This window comes from Pseudomonas flavescens (assembly GCF_013408425.1).
Lineage (GTDB): Bacteria > Pseudomonadota > Gammaproteobacteria > Pseudomonadales > Pseudomonadaceae > Aquipseudomonas > Aquipseudomonas fulva_A.
Genome location: NZ_JACBYV010000001.1, coordinates 4913909 through 4929858, shown reverse-complemented (window position 1 = coordinate 4929858; position 15950 = coordinate 4913909). Strand labels below are relative to the sequence as shown.

The window sequence follows — 15950 nt, the reverse complement described above, 5'->3', positions numbered from 1 at the left end:
CCGTCAGGCGACCGTCAGCCGCATTCATTTGGCGCGCGATGGCCGATGCGTAATAGAATAACGTCCTACGCTTCGAGGCCCTCGCCATGTACAAACCCGTCAGCGTCGTGCCGCCTTTGGCATCGCGCCCCCATGACCACTCCCACTGCGTCAGCCACGCGCTGGCCGAAGCCGAGGCCATCTGCGCTCGCCAGGGCCTGCGCCTGACCACTCTGCGCAAGCGGGTGCTGGAGCTGGTATGGGCCAGCCACAAGCCGCTGGGCGCCTACGACATTCTTGGCGTGCTCAGCGAGGAAGATGGCCGCCGCGCTGCACCGCCGACCGTTTATCGCGCCCTGGATTTCCTCCTCGAAAATGGCCTGGTGCACCGCATCGCCTCGCTCAACGCCTTCGTTGGCTGCAGCCATCCGGCACACGCTCACCAGAGCCAGTTCCTGATCTGCCGCAGTTGCAATGCCGCCGTGGAGCTGGAGCAGACAGCGATCAGCGACGCCATCGTCACCGGCGCCAAGGGTGTCGGCTTCAACGTCGAAAGCCAGACCGTGGAAGTCGTCGGCCTGTGCGCAGGCTGCCAAGGCAGCAAATGAGCGACGCACTGATTCGCCTCGAAGGCGTGACTGTCGGTTTCTCCGGGCAGACGGTGCTCGATAACGTCGAGCTGACCATCAAACCCGGCGAGATCGTCACCCTGATCGGCCCCAACGGCGCCGGCAAGACCACCCTGGTACGCGCGGTGCTCGGCCTGCTCAAGCAGGACAGCGGCAGCGTCTGGCGCAAGCCCAAGCTGCGCATCGGCTACATGCCGCAGAAACTGCACGTCGACCCGACCTTGCCGCTCAGCGTGCTGCGCTTTCTGCGCCTGGTACCCGGCGTCGACCGTGCCCGGGCCCAGGCGGCGCTGGCGGAGGTGGGTGCCAGCCAGGTGCTCGACAGCCCGCTGCAGGGTATCTCCGGTGGCGAACTGCAGCGCGTGCTGCTGGCCCGTGCCCTGCTGCGCGAACCGCAGTTGCTGGTGCTCGACGAGCCGGTCCAGGGCGTCGACGTCGCCGGCCAGGCCGAGCTGTATCGGCTGATCACCCGTTTGCGCGATCGCCATGGCTGCGGCGTGCTGATGGTCTCCCACGATCTCCATCTGGTGATGAGCACCACCGATCAGGTGGTGTGCCTGAACCGTCACGTGTGCTGTTCGGGGCATCCCGAGCAGGTCAGTTTCGATCCGGCCTTCGTCGAGCTGTTCGGCCGCGACGCCCAGAGCCTGGCCGTCTATCACCACCACCACGACCATGAACACGACCTGCATGGCGGCGTGGTCAGCGACAAACCGGGCCTGACCATCAACGGCCCGGTTCGCCCCCATGTACACGGAGATGGCTGCACGCATGGCTGATTTTCTGCTCAACGCCCTGCTCGCTGGCCTCGCTCTGGCGCTGGTCGCCGGCCCGCTGGGCTCCTTCGTGGTGTGGCGACGCATGGCCTACTTCGGCGACACCCTGTCCCATGCCGCGCTGCTCGGTGTGGCCCTGGGGCTGATGCTGGACGTCAGCCCGACCTTCGCGGTGACCGTCGGCTGCGTGCTGCTGGCGATCCTGCTGGTCACCCTGCAGACCCGCCAGCCACTGGCCAGCGATACGCTGCTCGGCATCCTCGCCCACAGTACGCTGTCGCTGGGCCTGGTGGTGCTGAGTTTCATGCGCGACGTACGCATCGACCTGATGGGCTACCTGTTCGGCGACCTGCTCGCCGTCAGCACCACCGATCTGGCCTGGATTCTTGCTGGCAGTGCTCTGGTACTGATCCTGCTGGTGCTGATGTGGCGCCCGTTGCTGGCGATTACCGTGCACGAGGAACTGGCCAGGGTGGAAGGTCTGCCGGTGGCAGCGATCCGCCTCGGTCTGATGCTGCTCATCGCCATCGTCATCGCAGTGGCCATGAAGATCGTAGGCGTGCTGCTGATCACCTCGTTGCTGATCATCCCCGCCGCTGCCGCGCAGCGACATGCGCGCACCCCGGAACAAATGGCCTTTGGCGCGAGCCTGCTGGGCATCGCCGCGGTGTGCAGCGGCCTCAGCCTGTCCTGGCTGCAGGACACCCCGGCCGGCCCGTCCATCGTGGTTTCCGCAGCCAGCCTGTTCCTGCTCAGTTTCGCACTGCCGCGCCGCCGAGCGTGAATCGCGGAATTTGGTCAGCACACCAGCCAGCGTGTAGAATTGCGTGTTTTTTGCACAAATCGAGACTCGCAGCCATGACATCGTTCCCCCTATGCCGTGCCGCTCTGGCCGCACTGGTTCTGCTGATGGTCGGCTGTCAAAGCCGCCAGGAAGCCGAACCTGCTGCGGCTCCGGCTGCCGTGGCGGTTGCTCCCAGTGCACAGGAGCAGTTCGACGCCAACCTGGCCGCTGGCCAGTTGGCCGAGGCCGAGGCGCAATTCGAAGCGCTGCAGCAGAGCGGTGACCCCGCAGCGGTGCTGCACGCCCAGCGACGCCTGTCCGAAGCCTATCTGCAGGAAGGTCAGAAAGCCCTGGAAAGCGGCGATCTCGACAAGGCCGCCCAATCCCTGGGACATGCGCGCAACCTGATGCCCAAGGCCCCGGCGCTGACCACCGGCCTGGATGGCGCCATCGGCAAGGCCCGTGAAGCCGAGCTGAGCGCAGTCGAGCAGGCCCGCCAGGCCGGTGAGCAGGCCCAGGCCGCGCGTCAGGAACAACTGCGCCTGTTGCGCCAGGCTGCCGAGGCCCAGGCAGCGGCGACCCGTGCCGCCGATGCGCAGCCGGAAGTGCCGGCGAAACTGATCGATCCTGCCGCCAAACGCAGCGAAGTCAGCCTGCCGATGCTGGATAGCCGTGATGAGGCCGCCTTGTTCGAACGCCTCGATGCCGTGGCTGCGGATGTGGTGACCTTCGATCGCACCGTGCATATCCAGGTGCGCAGCGCCGAGGATCTGCGCCGCGTCACCGGCCTGCTCGAAGCACGGGTGATGAAACGCGACCCGACCTTCAAGTTGACCCTCAGCCATGCCGTGAAACCCGTTCAGGTGCCCCACCTGATACTGAGTGCGCGCAATCGGTAGCTGAAGGGGATGTGCAGCCTGGAGCGGCGCACATCAACCAGCTTTTTAGCTATAAACATAGGCCTACAAATATCTTTGAGGCCTAACAAGCGCCGGATAAACTAGCGCATCTAATCTATATGCCTATCCGGCAAAAACGACGAACCCAAAAGGTTTAACGCGTGATCGACTTCCACCAGGTTCACAAGGCGTACCGCGTCAGTGGCCGCGATATCCCCGCCCTGCAACCCTGCGATTTGCACATCGACCGTGGCGAAGTATTCGGCATCATCGGTCACTCCGGTGCCGGCAAGAGTACCCTGCTGCGTCTGATCAACCGCCTCGAAGAGCCTTCCGGCGGACGCATCGATATCGACGGCGTGGATGTGACCGCACTCGGTGCCGATGGCCTGCGCACGTTCCGCCAGCAGGTCGGGATGATCTTCCAGCATTTCAACCTGCTGTCATCCAAGACCGTCGCCGCCAACGTCGCGATGCCCTTGAAGCTGGCTGGCGTGGCCAACGCGGAGATCGAGCAGCGCGTCGCCGCCCTGCTCGAGCGCGTCGGCCTGCAGGACCACGCCAACAAGTACCCGGCACAACTGTCCGGCGGGCAAAAGCAGCGTGTGGGCATCGCCCGGGCGCTGGCGACCCGGCCGAAGATTCTGCTCTGCGACGAGGCCACCAGTGCCCTCGACCCGCAAACTACCGCGTCGGTGCTGCAACTGCTGGCCGAGATCAACCGCGAACTGGGCCTGACCATCGTCCTGATCACCCATGAAATGGACGTGATTCGTCGCGTCTGCGACCGCGTGGCGGTCATGGATGCTGGCGTGATCGTCGAACTGGGCGCCGTCGCCGACGTCTTCCTGCACCCGCAGCATGCCACCACCAGGCGCTTCGTTCAGGAGGCCGAGCAGGTCGACGAAAACGAGCAGCGCGACGATTTCGCCCATGTTCAGGGTCGCATCCTGCGCCTGACCTTTCAGGGGGACTCGACCTATTCGCCGATCCTCGGCCAGGTCGCCCGGGAAACCGGTATCGACTATAGCATCCTCGCCGGGCGTATCGACCGCATCAAGGATACGCCCTACGGCCAACTGACCCTGGCCCTGAGTGGCGGCGATATCGACGCGGCCCTGGCCCGCTTCGAAGCGGCCGATGTGCACCTGGAGGTCTTGCGCTGATGGAAACCCTACTGCCCAACGTCGACTGGCTGGAAATCTGGCAGGCCAGCCTCGATACCCTGAACATGCTGGGCGGCTCCATGCTATTCACCGTGCTGTTCGGCCTGCCCCTAGGCGTGCTGCTGTTCCTCACCGGACCACGGCAGATGTTCGAACAGAAGGCGCTCTACGCGGTGGTCTCGCTGCTGGTGAACATCCTGCGTTCGGTGCCTTTCGTGATCCTGCTGATCCTGCTGATCCCGGTCACGGTGCTGATCACCGGCACATCGCTGGGGGTTGCGGGCGCCATACCGCCGCTGGTGGTCGGCGCCACGCCGTTCTTCGCGCGCCTGGTGGAAACCGCCCTGCGCGAGGTCGACCGCGGCATCATCGAAGCGACCCAGGCGATGGGTGCCAGCACCCGCCAGATCATCTTCAACGCCCTGTTGCCCGAGGCCCTGCCGGGCATTCTGGCGGCGGTCACCGTCACCGCCATCACCCTGGTGTCCTACACCGCGATGAGTGGCCTGATCGGCGGCGGCGGCCTGGGTGACCTGGCGGTGCGTTACGGCTATCAGCGTTATCAGCCGGACGTGATGTTCGTGACCGTGGCGCTGCTGGTGGTGCTCGTACAAATCCTGCAAACCATCGGCGATCGGCTGGTGGTGCACTTCTCCCGTAAATAAACAGCTGGAACGGACGACCGGCACTTTGCCGACACGCCGCCTCATCTCAAGGAGTCAAACGATGAAAAAACTGCTTACTGCCCTGGCTGTCGTCGCAGCCTTTTCCAGCGCTGCCCAGGCTGAAACCCTGAGCGTCGCGGCGTCGGCCGTGCCGCACGCGGAGATCCTCAACTTCGTCAAACCGGCACTGGCCAAAGAAGGCGTGGAGCTGGACGTCAAGGTGTTCACCGACTACGTACAGCCCAACGTACAGGTTGCCGAGAAGCGTCTGGACGCCAACTTCTTCCAGCACCAGCCCTACCTGGACGAGTTCAACAAGAGCCGTGGCACCACTCTGGTCAGCGTAGGCGGTGTGCACGTCGAACCATTCGGCGCCTACTCCAGCAAGATCAAGGATCTGAAAGACCTGCCGCAAGGCGCCAACGTGGTGATCCCCAACGACGCCACCAATGGCGGCCGTGCCCTGCTGCTGCTGCAGAAAGCCGGCGTGATCACGCTCAAGGATGCCAACAACATCCTCTCCACGCCGAAAGACATCGCCGAGAACCCGAAGGGCATCAAGGTGCGTGAACTGGAAGCCGCGACCCTGCCGCGCGTTCTGACCCAGGTCGACCTGGCGCTGATCAACACCAACTACGCGCTGGAAGCCAAGCTGAACCCGACCCAGGATGCCCTGGCCATCGAAGGCAGCGATTCGCCGTACGTCAACATCCTGGTGACCCGTGAAGACAACAAGGACAACGCCGCCGTACAGAAGCTGGTCAAGGCCCTGCACAGCGACGAAGTGAAAGCCTTCATCCTGGAAAAATACAAAGGTGCGGTGGTTCCGGCGTTCTGATGCCGTAATACCACGCCTGCAGTACCCGATGCCGCGTGGCCCCCAAGCTACGCGGCATTTTCATTTCTGCGCGGCGGGCTGCACGCTCACGACGGGATGAAGCGCAGCACGCCAGCCTGTCGCGGTCCGGCGCCAGAGGGGTCGTCCTTCGGGTGGGCGATGCCATCGCTGACAGGCACCTCGGCGAAGTCGAACGGGCTGACACCCTCCAGGCACGCCACGTTGACGCCGTACTGATGAGGATTGGAACGGCGTTGATGGTGGGTGTAGATACCGCAGCGCGAGCAGAAGTGATGCTCCGCGCTCTTGGTGTTGAATCGATAGACCGTCAGTAAGTCTGCGCCCTGCAGCACGCGGAAATCCGCCAGTTCGGCAGATACCGCCACCGCGCCGCGCATCCGGCAATAGGAGCAGTTGCAGCGCCGCGCGGTATGCAGGCCGTCGCTCAGCGTCACCTGAAAGCGCACCCCGCCACAATGGCAGGCACCGCTGATCTCGCCGATATCCTTGTTCATCGCCAGGCCCTCGTTCGATCGAAGGCATAGCATAAGCCAAACGCAGCATGCGCAGCCTGGCGTCGAGCGAAGCGATACCCGAGCACAATCGACCGAAAACTCCAGGTCTAATATCGACGCATCCCAGCTATCGCTGCCCTCAACCGCGGGCTATGGGGCGCAATTGTCTTTGCGTGGTCGCTCCGGCCGAGACCAGATCCACAGCGCGCCGCCGCTCATGCCCAGGCCGGCGAAAATCAGCGACGGCGTGTGCGCTACTGTCAGCAGCATGATGGCGAAGGCCATCAGCATGCTCAGGCTTGCTACCAGCTTGGTACGCCGGGTGACCACACCACCGTCCCGCCAGTTGCGCAGCAGCGGGCCGAACAGACGATGGCTCTCCAGCCAGGCGCTAAGCCGTGGTGAACTGCGCGACGCGGCCCAGGCGGCAAGCAGTACGAACTCGGTGGTCGGCAAGCCAGGTACCAGCACGCCCAGCGCCGCCATGCAGATGCTCAGGTAGGCGAGCGCCAGCCATAGCCAGCGTGCCCAGCCACTCGCCACCGTCTGTGGCGTATCAGGCAAAGCTGCGCTCCAGGTGCACGGCGAAACGCTCGAAGGCCGCGATGGCGGCAGCCTCGGCCTCGCGCTCCTGCTGCTCATCCAGTTCGACACCGTCGAGCGCCGCGACGAAGGTTTTCCAGCCTTGCGCCCGGCCACCCTCGGGCTCGCCCAGATGCCGCGCCCCGAAGGTCTCGCTCAAACCCAGAGCGGGCATGCGCTTGAGTAGGAAGGCCGCCCCCAGCTTGGAGCCCTCGGACACGAACAGCCAGGCAAGGGCGGCGCCGAGCCCCAGGGACTGGCCACGAATAGACTCATCGCCCAGTGGCACCGGCAGGCCAAGGTCAGCCAGATCGAGACGGGCCTGCTGCAACCGGCAGCGTGCCGGCAGATCCGGTAGCAACGCGAGCAGCGCGGGGTCGTGATAGAGCGTTTCCAGGTCGTACTGGAACAGATACTGGGCGGCGACGAAGCGTGCGAAACGCTCTGGACTGCCGAACGGATCATGGCCTTTGACCAGCGCATCGAGCTTGCCATGAGGCTCGTGGGTCAGTTGGTTGAGACGCTGCGAACGCAGTGGATGGGACAGCTGTGCCTGTTGGGCGGTCATGGGGTCTCTCCTTGTACGAGCCTCCCGAGCGGTGCTCGGCATCATCTGGATAACTGACGAATCAGCAGGAGAAAGTCGGTAAACACCGCCACTCGCTCCGTGAGCCAACTGTCATGCGCTAGCCGGGAAGTAACGGCTCAAGTGGCGCAGATCCGCCTCACCGAGCACCCCGGCCAGGTAGCGCAGTTGCAACCAGGCGCGCAGGTAGCCATAACGGGCCTCGGCCAGATCCCGCCGGGCGCTGTAGAGCTGCTGCTCGGCATCGAGCACATCGCGGTTGACCCGTTCGCCACCGGTCACGCTCTTTCGGGTGGCGTCGATCAAACCGCTGGCCGACTCGACCGCCAGCTCATAGGCGCGCACCTTGGCGGTGCTGCTCGCACACAGGTTGAACTGCCGCCGCAGCTCGTTGAGCACCCCGTCGCGCTGGGCGTCCAGCTCGTAGCGGGCCTGCTCGTAGGATGCCGCTGCCTGACGCCGCGCCGCCGATACACCGCCACCGGCGAACAACGGCATACTGAGCTGGATGCCGATGCTGTCGGTGTCGTACTTCTGGTTGTAGGTGCTTTCCGAGTCGGAGCTGGTCTTGCGCGAACTGGCGTACAGCCCCAGCGTTGGCAGGTGCCCGGCGCGCTGACGCTCGACTTCCTGCTCGGCCACGCTCAGCCCATGGCGCTGGCTGGCGAGTTCGGCGTTGTGCGCCATGGCCATGTCGCGCCAGCCTTCGAACCGTGCCGGAGCCAGCGGTTCGGCGCTGAACGGGCCGCTCAGTGGGGCCAGTTGGCGAAGCTCGACCGGCTCGCCGATGATTGCCTGCAAATCGCGCAGCGCGGCATCCAGGGCATCCTGCGCCTCGATCTCCTGCGCCCGCGACAGATCATGGCGAGCGCGGGTTTCCAGCAGGTCGGTACGGGTGCCTTCGCCAGCCTCGAAGGTGCGCTGGTTGAGCTGCAACTGCTCGGCATAGGCACGCCGCTGGGCACCCGCCAGCTCGATCTGCTCACCAGCCAGCAATGCCTGGCTGTATGCCTCGAACACCCGCACCACCAGTTCCTGGCCACGCCCACGCAGACGTTCGTCGGCCAGCGCTGCCTTGGCCACGCCCTGGCGGTACTCGGCCCAGGCGGCGTAATCGAACAGCGGTTGCTGCAGGGTCAGCGCCGAGGAGTAGCTGTCGTAATCACGGTCGTTGGTCACCCCGCCCGCCGTGACATCGGACTCGTTGCGGGCCTTGCGATAACTGTACGAGAGGTTCGGCAGCAAGCCGGCACGGCCGATGGCCAGGTTCTCCACGCCAGCATCCCGCTCGCGGGTGGCGGCGCGAAAAGTCGGATCATTGCGCAGGGCCAGGGCGTAAGCGTCCATCACGCCGAACGCGAGGCTCGGCCCGGCGAGCAGCGCACCGAGCAGCAGGATCCCGCACCTGAGGGCTGGTGAGACCCTACGCCGGGTTCGATTCGATGCTTTCATTCTTCCACCAGCGCCATATGGGTGCGATCGGTCAGCGGCTTGAACAGATAGTTGAGCAACGAACGCTCACCGGTGCGCACGAAGGCTTCCACCGGCATGCCGGGCCGAATCTGTTGGCCCTGCAACTGCCGCAACCCGTCTTCATCCACCTGCACACGCAGCCGGTAATAGGGCTGATCGGTCTTTCCATCCAGCAGGCGGTCAGCGGAGACCAGCGTCACCTTGCCATTGACCCGCGGCGTACGGCTCTGGTTGAAGGCGACGAACAGCAGTTCCACGTCCAGGCCGGGCTGCAGCTTGTCGACCAGCTCCACGGGAGCTCGTGCGTCGACCAGCAACGGAGCGTCCTGCGGGACGATCTCCATCAGCATCTGCCCCGGCGAAATCACCCCACCTTCGGTGAATACGTCGAGCCCGACCACGGTGCCCGCGGCTGGGGCACGGACTTCACTGTGGGCCAGTTCGAAGTCGGCAGCGCTCAGTCGGCTGCCCAGTTCCTCCACCTTGAGGCGTGAATCGGCAAGCTGCTGACGGACGTCCTGCTGGTACTCCTCGCCACGCTGCGCGGCACGCAGACGCAGCTCGAGTATCTGCCGCTGAGTGCGGCCGATATTGCCGAGGTCTTCGGAGATGTCACCATTGAGCTGGGCATACAGCCGCTCGTTTTCCAACAGCCGATTGCGGGCCACGTAGCCTTCGCGGGCCAGCTCGCGCAGCCCCTTCAATTGCGCCTGCATGCTGCTGCGCTGCTCGTCCTTGTGAGCCTTGGCGGCGCGCAGCCCTTCGAGCACGGCCTGGCTGCCGGCAATGCTCTCCTGCAGGCCATCGAGCTCCAGACGCAACGCGGCTCGTCGACTGGCGAGCAACTGCCGCTGCAAGGCCAGGGTCGAGTCGACCCGTGGATCGTCAGCTGAAGCGATGGCCGGCGGAAATGCGATGGCCGCCAGCCCGTCAAGCTCGGCCTCCAGGCGAGCGCTGCTGGCCACTGCTCCAAGGTGCTGAACGAACAGCGATTCGCGCTGGGCACGGATCTGCGTGGCGTCCATGCGAATCAGCACCTGACCGGCTTCGACCTGATCACCGTCACGTACCAGCAGGCTCTGAACCACCCCACCAGAGGGATGCTGCACGGCTTGACGATTGCCGGCGACCACTACGTTGCCGCTGACCGCCACGCCCTTGTCGAGGGGGGCCAGCCCAGCCCAAAGCAGAAAACCACCGAAACCGACTGCCAGCAGCCAGCCACCCATGCGTGAATAACGCCGCTCGTCGAGGGGTAGCACATCGGCCAGTGGCCCCTCCTTGCGCAAGGACTGGGCCATCAGGATGCCACTCCGTGGCTGCTGTAACTCATGCTCAGCGATGGGGCCCCACGCAAGGCTGCCGCTAAGGGTGCCGCTTTGGGTTGCAACTCCTGCAGGACCCGCTCGGCGGCCCCGAACGCCTGCATCTGCCCGTCACGCAGTACCAGCAACTTGTCGGTACTGGCCAGCAATGACGGCTTGTGGGCGATCAGCACCAGGGTGCGACCTTGCCGCTTCGCCTCGGCGATGGCTGCCAGCAGGGCCTGCTCACCCACTTCGTCGAGATTGGAGTTCGGCTCATCGAGCACGATCAGCGCTGGCAGGCCATACAGTGCACGGGCCAGGCCGATACGCTGCCGCTGTCCCCCGGACAGGCCGGTGCCGCCTTCACCGAGACGGGTATCGTAGCCGTCGGCCAGTTGCAGGATCAGGTCATGCACACCGGCCATACGCGCGGCGGCCACCACCTTCTGCGCATCCACCTCGGTGAAACGGGCAATGTTCTCGGCCACGCTGCCGGCGAACAGCTGCACGTCCTGCGGCAGGTAACCGATATGAGCCCCGAGCGCAGTGCGGTCCCATTGCTGGAGATCGGCGCCATCCAGGCGCACCTTGCCGGTCTGCGCCTTGGCCACGCCCACCAGCAGGCGTGCCAGGGACGACTTGCCCGAGCCCGAGGGGCCGATCACACCCAGCACCTCGCCCGCCCCCAGGGCGAAACCAAGGTTCACCAGGCACGGCGTGCGGGTGCCCGGGGCGAAAGCGCTGAGCTGCTCGACGCGTAGCGCACCGAGCGGCGCGGGCAGCGGCATGCCTGCCTGGCGCGGCGGGTGCGCCTGGAGCAGCGCCGACAGCCGCTCATAGGCCAGCCGCGCATTGCTCCACTGCCGCCAGACGCCGAGGACCTGATCGATGGGCGCCAGCACCCGGCCCATGAGTATGGAACCGGCGATCATCATACCCGGCGTGATCAGCCCATCCAGGGCCAGCCAGGCACCCAGGCCCAGCACCAGTGACTGCAGCGCCAGACGCACGTACTTGGACCAGGCGCTGAACACGGCGGTCTTTTCACTGGCCAGGTTCTGCTGGCCCAGGAAGCCGGCATGCAGGGCGAACCAGCGCTGGCGTATCGCGCCAAGCATGCCCATCGACTCGATGGCTTCGGCCTGACGCAAATGGCCGGCGGCTTGCTGATTCGCCGCGATGGACAGCCGTGCAGCCTCGCCAAGCGGCTCTCGGGTCAGGCGCTGATTGAGCCAGGCCAGCATCACCAGCGCCAGGGCACCTACCAGGGCAAGCAGACCAAGCCACGGGCTGAACAGGAAGATCACCCCCAGATACACCGGGAACCAGGGGGCGTCGAAGAAGGCGAACAGCGCATTGCCGGTGGCGAACTGACGCAGGCTGGTGAGATCGCTCAGCGCCTGGGTCGAGGTCTGTCGCGCGTTGCTCAGGTTGGCTTCGAAGGTCGCCTCGAATACCCGTGCATTGAGGCGCATGTCCATCTGCGTACCGAGCCGGATCACCAGCAGGCTGCGGATCCATTCCAGCGCTCCGGCGAACACGAACAGCCCGACCACGATAAGGGTCAGCATCAACAGGGTCATGGCATTGCCGGAGGCGAGCACCCGGTCATAGACCTGCAGCATGTAGAGCGCAGGTGCCAGCATCAGCAGGTTGATCACCGCAGAGAACAGGCCGACATGCAGCAGCCCTGATCGGCAGGCACGCAGGGCCTGAAGTATCTCGTTGGCAGCCGCGGGAACGGGCGCACGCATGCAGGGGCTCCTTGGCGCAATGCCAGGCGCGACACGCCCGGCGGCATCCCCCGGCGCCATTGACGGGCGCCCGGGCGACACCCAGAATTCGTGACCGTCACAGCCTGGGCCTTGGAAAACACGGGCCGTGACGGCGTTACCAGAGCGGACGGGATGACTTATCCGTTCGCTTTTTATTGCCTGATGATCAGGCAGCCAGCAGCAACTCGGACTCGCTCAACGACGAACCCGCTGCGGTGATGATGTCGTCGGCCAGCCCGGCAGCTTCCAGCACGGCCAGCAGGCCACCGTCGTTCGGCGTACCGGCGCTGTCGGTAGCCCCTTCGACCGAACCGTTCATCAAGCCCCAGATCACATCGTGCACGGCATTGTCGCGACCTTCCGCCGCCGTGGCGGTCAGCGGCGTGTTGCCGAAGTCGAAGCTGATCAGCGGGCTGGAAACGGTACCGTTGGCATTCAGGCCACCCCCCAGGGTCACCTGCTGCAGGGTGCCGTACAGCGAGTGGCTGCTGAAGTTGTAGGACAGGTTGCCGACCGCCGAGAACGAGAAGGCGCCGTTGTTGAGCGACAGCGCGTAGGTATCGCCGGACAGCCCTGACGCGACGCCATTGGTGTAGAAACCGCCAGTGTTGGCCGGGTGCTGACCGGCAACGCCATTGGCTTCATAAGCGCCCAACAATTCTGCAAGCGAGCCACCCGAGGTGAAGTTGATCGGGAAGTGGTCGGCATCGTAGCTATAGGAAATTGCCATCGTTGTTTCTCCTTGCTTGGCGATCGTTCGCCGGTTGATTGGCACCTCGCGGTACCGATACGCACACCGTCACCGGAGTGCATCGAACAGGACCCTCACAGGCGACGACCCTATTCAGAACTGCAGTTCGAAGCCGCCCATCACGGTACGACCGGGCCCATAGGATTTGACGAAGATGTCCGAGTAGCCCATGACGTAGCTGCGGTCGCGGATGTTTTCCACTGTGGCGCGCAGCTGCAGGTTGCGGCTGATGCGATAGCTGGCGAACAGGTCCCAGGTGGTGTAGCTCGGCCACAGGTCGGTGCTCCAGCCTCTGGGCCGGCCGGCGGCGCTGTAGTTGAGGCGAGTGCCCAGTTCCAGGCTTTCGTTCAGCCAGCGGGTGCCGAACACCCAACTGCCGCGGTCCATCGGAGAGTTGCGGGCGCTGTTCATGCCGAACACGTCTCCCCCGCAATAGGTCTGGGCATCCAGGTAGGCCTGGTAGGAGGGGTATCCAGCGGCTACGGCCTGGTTGCGAAGGTCCGAATAGCTGCCGTCCTCACGGGGCATGTCTTCGCGGATGTTGTCGCTGCCGAGCGGGAAAGTCTTCTGGCAGATATCGTTGTCGCCACCGATCACATGGGTGTAGTTCAGGCCGCTGTACCAGCGGCGGGCGTCGTAGTCCAGTTCCAGCTCGACCCCGCGAAACTGCATGCGGGCCTGATTATTGACGAACATGGTGTTACCCAGTCCGCCGGTCATGCCCGGCAGGGCATTGTCCATCGAGGTGATCAGGTAATTGTCGACGCGCGTGTCGTAGTACGTGACCTTGGCGTTGAACTGGTCGCCCACCGTGACCAGGTCCAGCTTGTTGACGTTGAAGCCCAGGTCCCAACTGCGCGACGTCTCTGGTTCGGCGTAGGGATTGGGGTACATGGTGGCGAAAGGGTCACCGGGATGGGAGCCCTCCATCAGCGACTCTGTCAGCGCCGGCGGCCGCCAGGACTTGCCCCAACTGGCGAAGACTTCCAGCCAGTCGGTAGGGCGGTACGCGGCAGCGAATGTAGGCAGGAATTTGTCCAGGCTCTCATCGACCTCGTACGCGCGCATGCCGGTGTTGGACGACCAGATGCCATCATAGAAACTCGTGTAGTAGCGCGGATCCGAGGTCGGGTCGGCCGCCAGTCTGGCCTGCAGTCCCGGGATGTTGGCGCAGGCACTCGCTCTGGTACGCGCCTGACGGGCCAGGCGCGCCGCTTCGCTCTGGCCGCGTATCACAGGCGCCACGTAGCTGGTGCAGCGTAGCTGAGTGTCAGCGATGGATTGCGTGAGCAGACGGTTGTAAACCTGGGCACGGCCCTCGTAGGTCCAGTCCGTAACGGGTACGCGGGTCTTGCCCTTGAGCCTGTAGTAGTCATAACGCAGCCCACCCGACAGCGTGATCTGCTCGGTCTCGAAGGTAAGGCTGCCAAAAGCGCTGGTGATGCTGCGCTTGCCGTTGGGGTTGAGGGTATTGGTGTCGCTACCCACTTCACGGCCCTGGCGGTTGTAGACGGTGTCCGAGGCGCCACGATCCTGGAAGTACTCCAGGCCATGGTTGAAGCGAAACCCTTCGACGCCAACCAAGACGAAGCGCGCGGTGTTGTCCAGGGTGAAGCCGATGGTGTCGATCTTGGTACGCGCATCGTTACCCAGCCCGGCCTCGCAGGCACTGGTCCAGGAGCCGGGCACCGGGCTCTGGTCGCAGTAACCCAGTCGCCAGGCGGTATCGGTCATGTTCACGCCGCCCGTGACGACCGGTCGCCCGGCGGCGGTGTCGCGCTGGTTGCGGGTGGTGACGTAGTAGAGCTTGGCCTTGAGATCCAGCAGCGGCGAGTCGGAATCGACGCTGTAGTCCAGCCCGAAGGACTGCGAACGGGCACTGGCATCGCCGTATTTCTGCCAGGCCTCTTCACCGTCCCGTGCTGCGCCGTCGACCGGGTTGATCACCCGGCGGTCGGACACGTTGGCATAGCCGAGGTCGGTATTGATGTAGGTGAACTGCAGGGCCTGCTCCGGATTGATGACGAAGCGCGCCTTGAACAGCTCCGAATCCTGCTCCTGATCGGAGAACTTGATGCGATCGACGACCTGCGTGATCGGGCGGTCGGAATCCTGAACGCCACCGAGCAGGAAATCGAAGTTCTCCCGACGCGAGCCCGGCGCGTAATCGCCGAAGCTGCGTCGGCTACGGGCGGCGAGCAGCTCCCAGCGGTCATCGAAGCGCCCGGCCACAGCGGCACTGCCGATGAAGTTGACGCCATTGCCGTGGCCGCCCAGGCCGGTCATGCCGCGCAGGCGCACGCCCTGATCCTGGCCCGGCAGAATGATGTCGTCGACATTCAGCGTGCCGAAGTTGGCGCTGCCGGCAATCGACGCGGCACCGGTGACGTCGGAGCGCGGGCCCTTCTCGATCACCACGCTGCTGATCAGCTCGGAATCCACGTAGAGCTGGCCATTGCGCTGCTGATGGCCGTTCTCGTTGAAGTTCTGGCGCATGCCATCGATCATCGTGTTGACCCGACCGAAGTCCTGCATGCCGCGGATGTTTACCGACAGCCCTGGATCCTGGGCGCTCACCGCGCTGTACACGCCTGGCGTTTCGACCAGCATGTCAGCCGCATGCCGTGGCGGGTTGCGGTCGAGCTGGTCACGGGTGATAACGCTGACCGAGCGCGGCGCCTGGTAGATCCATTCATTGCTGACGTCGCGGGTCGATTCGATGGTCGTCGCATCGATCTGCAGCGTGCCGGCGACTTCGGCCAGCCGCTCCACGTTGACCCGCCGCTCACCCGTGAAGCTGTAGCTGACCGGCAGACCACTGAGCAGCAGACGCAAGCCCTGCTCCGGCCCGTGCGGCCCCTTCAGCTCAAGACTCTGCAGCCCTGCCAGCTTGCTGCTGTCGAAGAACACCTGAATCCCGGCCTGCTCGGCAAAGGCGATCACCGCGCTCCCCAGCGGCTGTGCGGGAATATCGAACTGGACCTGAGCTGCCCTCACAGCGCCGCCCGTATCCGCCGCCAAAGGCGCCGACTGCTGGGCCCAGGCGCGACTGCCAGCGACCAGCGCCACACCCACCAGCAAACCACCCGCCAGCCCCAGAGCGCGATGCCCTTTCTGGTTTCCGGCGATTGAATGACGCATTCCCTTGTTGCCCATCGACCCTGCTCTTTGTTGATATTGGTGTGTAATGAAAATCACTATCAACAAGCAAGACGTTGCAGCCGG

At 64.7% G+C, this 15950-nt stretch carries 15 protein-coding genes; 7 read left to right on the top strand and 8 right to left on the bottom strand.

Features of this window, described 5'->3' with window-relative positions; translation table 11 throughout:
- Nucleotides 1-86: 86 nt before the first annotated feature.
- From FHR27_RS22020 to FHR27_RS21990, 7 genes are all read left to right on the top strand, one after another.
- Nucleotides 87-587, top strand: coding sequence for a Fur family transcriptional regulator (locus tag FHR27_RS22020; protein WP_042553606.1), 501 nt, complete (start codon nt 87-89; stop codon nt 585-587).
- Nucleotides 584-1387, top strand: a complete 804-nt coding sequence (gene znuC / locus FHR27_RS22015; protein WP_042553607.1) for a zinc ABC transporter ATP-binding protein ZnuC — start codon at nt 584-586, stop codon at nt 1385-1387. The genes FHR27_RS22020 and znuC overlap by 4 nt, the downstream gene beginning before the upstream one ends.
- Nucleotides 1380-2168, top strand: coding sequence for a zinc ABC transporter permease subunit ZnuB (gene znuB, locus FHR27_RS22010; protein WP_179539567.1), 789 nt, complete (start codon nt 1380-1382; stop codon nt 2166-2168). The genes znuC and znuB overlap by 8 nt, the downstream gene beginning before the upstream one ends.
- A 74-nt stretch (nt 2169-2242) precedes the next feature.
- Nucleotides 2243-3067 (top strand): hypothetical protein, encoded by an 825-nt coding sequence (locus FHR27_RS22005; RefSeq protein WP_042553609.1) that lies wholly within the window; start codon nt 2243-2245, stop codon nt 3065-3067.
- 161 nt (nt 3068-3228) lie between these two features.
- Nucleotides 3229-4233, top strand: a complete 1005-nt coding sequence (locus FHR27_RS22000; RefSeq protein WP_042553610.1) for a methionine ABC transporter ATP-binding protein — start codon at nt 3229-3231, stop codon at nt 4231-4233.
- Entirely contained in the window at nt 4233-4898 is a 666-nt protein-coding gene (locus FHR27_RS21995) for a methionine ABC transporter permease (protein ID WP_090423656.1), read from the top strand. Before FHR27_RS22000 ends, FHR27_RS21995 begins: the two co-directional genes overlap by 1 nt.
- 61 nt (nt 4899-4959) lie before the next feature.
- Complete coding sequence (locus FHR27_RS21990) at nt 4960-5736, top strand: MetQ/NlpA family ABC transporter substrate-binding protein (RefSeq protein ID WP_042553612.1); 777 nt, start codon at nt 4960-4962, stop codon at nt 5734-5736.
- 86 nt (nt 5737-5822) lie between these two features.
- Here the strand turns inward: FHR27_RS21990 and FHR27_RS21985 are convergent, their stop codons facing one another.
- The 8 genes from FHR27_RS21985 to FHR27_RS21950 all read right to left on the bottom strand — a co-directional run bounded on the left by FHR27_RS21985 (nt 5823) and on the right by FHR27_RS21950 (nt 15881).
- Nucleotides 5823-6251: a GFA family protein gene (locus FHR27_RS21985; RefSeq protein WP_042553613.1), complete on the bottom strand. Its 429-nt coding sequence runs from the start codon at nt 6249-6251 to the stop codon at nt 5823-5825.
- 150 nt (nt 6252-6401) lie between these two features.
- Complete coding sequence (locus FHR27_RS21980; protein ID WP_042553614.1) at nt 6402-6815, bottom strand: YbaN family protein; 414 nt, start codon at nt 6813-6815, stop codon at nt 6402-6404.
- Nucleotides 6808-7401: a biliverdin-producing heme oxygenase gene (locus tag FHR27_RS21975; RefSeq protein ID WP_042553615.1), complete on the bottom strand. Its 594-nt coding sequence runs from the start codon at nt 7399-7401 to the stop codon at nt 6808-6810. Before FHR27_RS21975 ends, FHR27_RS21980 begins: the two co-directional genes overlap by 8 nt.
- Before the next feature lie 111 nt (nt 7402-7512).
- Nucleotides 7513-8766, bottom strand: coding sequence for a TolC family outer membrane protein (locus tag FHR27_RS21970; protein ID WP_257027155.1), 1254 nt, complete (start codon nt 8764-8766; stop codon nt 7513-7515).
- Nucleotides 8767-8867: 101 nt separating this feature from the next.
- Nucleotides 8868-10193 (bottom strand): HlyD family type I secretion periplasmic adaptor subunit, encoded by a 1326-nt coding sequence (locus FHR27_RS21965; RefSeq protein ID WP_179539564.1) that lies wholly within the window; start codon nt 10191-10193, stop codon nt 8868-8870.
- Nucleotides 10193-11953 carry a type I secretion system permease/ATPase gene (locus tag FHR27_RS21960; protein WP_042553617.1) on the bottom strand — a complete coding sequence of 587 codons (1761 nt, stop codon included), beginning with the start codon at nt 11951-11953 and terminating at the stop codon, nt 10193-10195. Before FHR27_RS21960 ends, FHR27_RS21965 begins: the two co-directional genes overlap by 1 nt.
- Before the next feature lie 187 nt (nt 11954-12140).
- The gene (locus FHR27_RS21955; protein ID WP_042553618.1) at nt 12141-12704 is read right to left on the bottom strand and encodes a heme acquisition protein HasA; all 564 of its coding nucleotides are present in this window, start codon (nt 12702-12704) and stop codon (nt 12141-12143) included.
- Nucleotides 12705-12818: 114 nt separating this feature from the next.
- Nucleotides 12819-15881: a TonB-dependent receptor gene (locus FHR27_RS21950; RefSeq protein WP_179539563.1), complete on the bottom strand. Its 3063-nt coding sequence runs from the start codon at nt 15879-15881 to the stop codon at nt 12819-12821.
- Nucleotides 15882-15950 lie beyond the last annotated feature (69 nt).

Coding starts and splice junctions, on each gene's coding strand:
- FHR27_RS22020 (WP_042553606.1), top strand. CDS start 87: ATGTACAAACCCGTCAGCGTCGTGCCGCCTTTGGCATCGCGCCCCCAT.
- znuC (WP_042553607.1), top strand. CDS start 584: ATGAGCGACGCACTGATTCGCCTCGAAGGCGTGACTGTCGGTTTCTCC.
- znuB (WP_179539567.1), top strand. CDS start 1,380: ATGGCTGATTTTCTGCTCAACGCCCTGCTCGCTGGCCTCGCTCTGGCG.
- FHR27_RS22005 (WP_042553609.1), top strand. CDS start 2,243: ATGACATCGTTCCCCCTATGCCGTGCCGCTCTGGCCGCACTGGTTCTG.
- FHR27_RS21995 (WP_090423656.1), top strand. CDS start 4,233: ATGGAAACCCTACTGCCCAACGTCGACTGGCTGGAAATCTGGCAGGCC.
- FHR27_RS21990 (WP_042553612.1), top strand. CDS start 4,960: ATGAAAAAACTGCTTACTGCCCTGGCTGTCGTCGCAGCCTTTTCCAGC.
- FHR27_RS21985 (WP_042553613.1), bottom strand. CDS start 6,251: ATGAACAAGGATATCGGCGAGATCAGCGGTGCCTGCCATTGTGGCGGG.
- FHR27_RS21975 (WP_042553615.1), bottom strand. CDS start 7,401: ATGACCGCCCAACAGGCACAGCTGTCCCATCCACTGCGTTCGCAGCGT.
- FHR27_RS21970 (WP_257027155.1), bottom strand. CDS start 8,766: ATGGACGCTTACGCCCTGGCCCTGCGCAATGATCCGACTTTTCGCGCC.
- FHR27_RS21965 (WP_179539564.1), bottom strand. CDS start 10,193: ATGGCCCAGTCCTTGCGCAAGGAGGGGCCACTGGCCGATGTGCTACCC.
- FHR27_RS21960 (WP_042553617.1), bottom strand. CDS start 11,953: ATGCGTGCGCCCGTTCCCGCGGCTGCCAACGAGATACTTCAGGCCCTG.
- FHR27_RS21955 (WP_042553618.1), bottom strand. CDS start 12,704: ATGGCAATTTCCTATAGCTACGATGCCGACCACTTCCCGATCAACTTC.
- FHR27_RS21950 (WP_179539563.1), bottom strand. CDS start 15,881: ATGGGCAACAAGGGAATGCGTCATTCAATCGCCGGAAACCAGAAAGGG.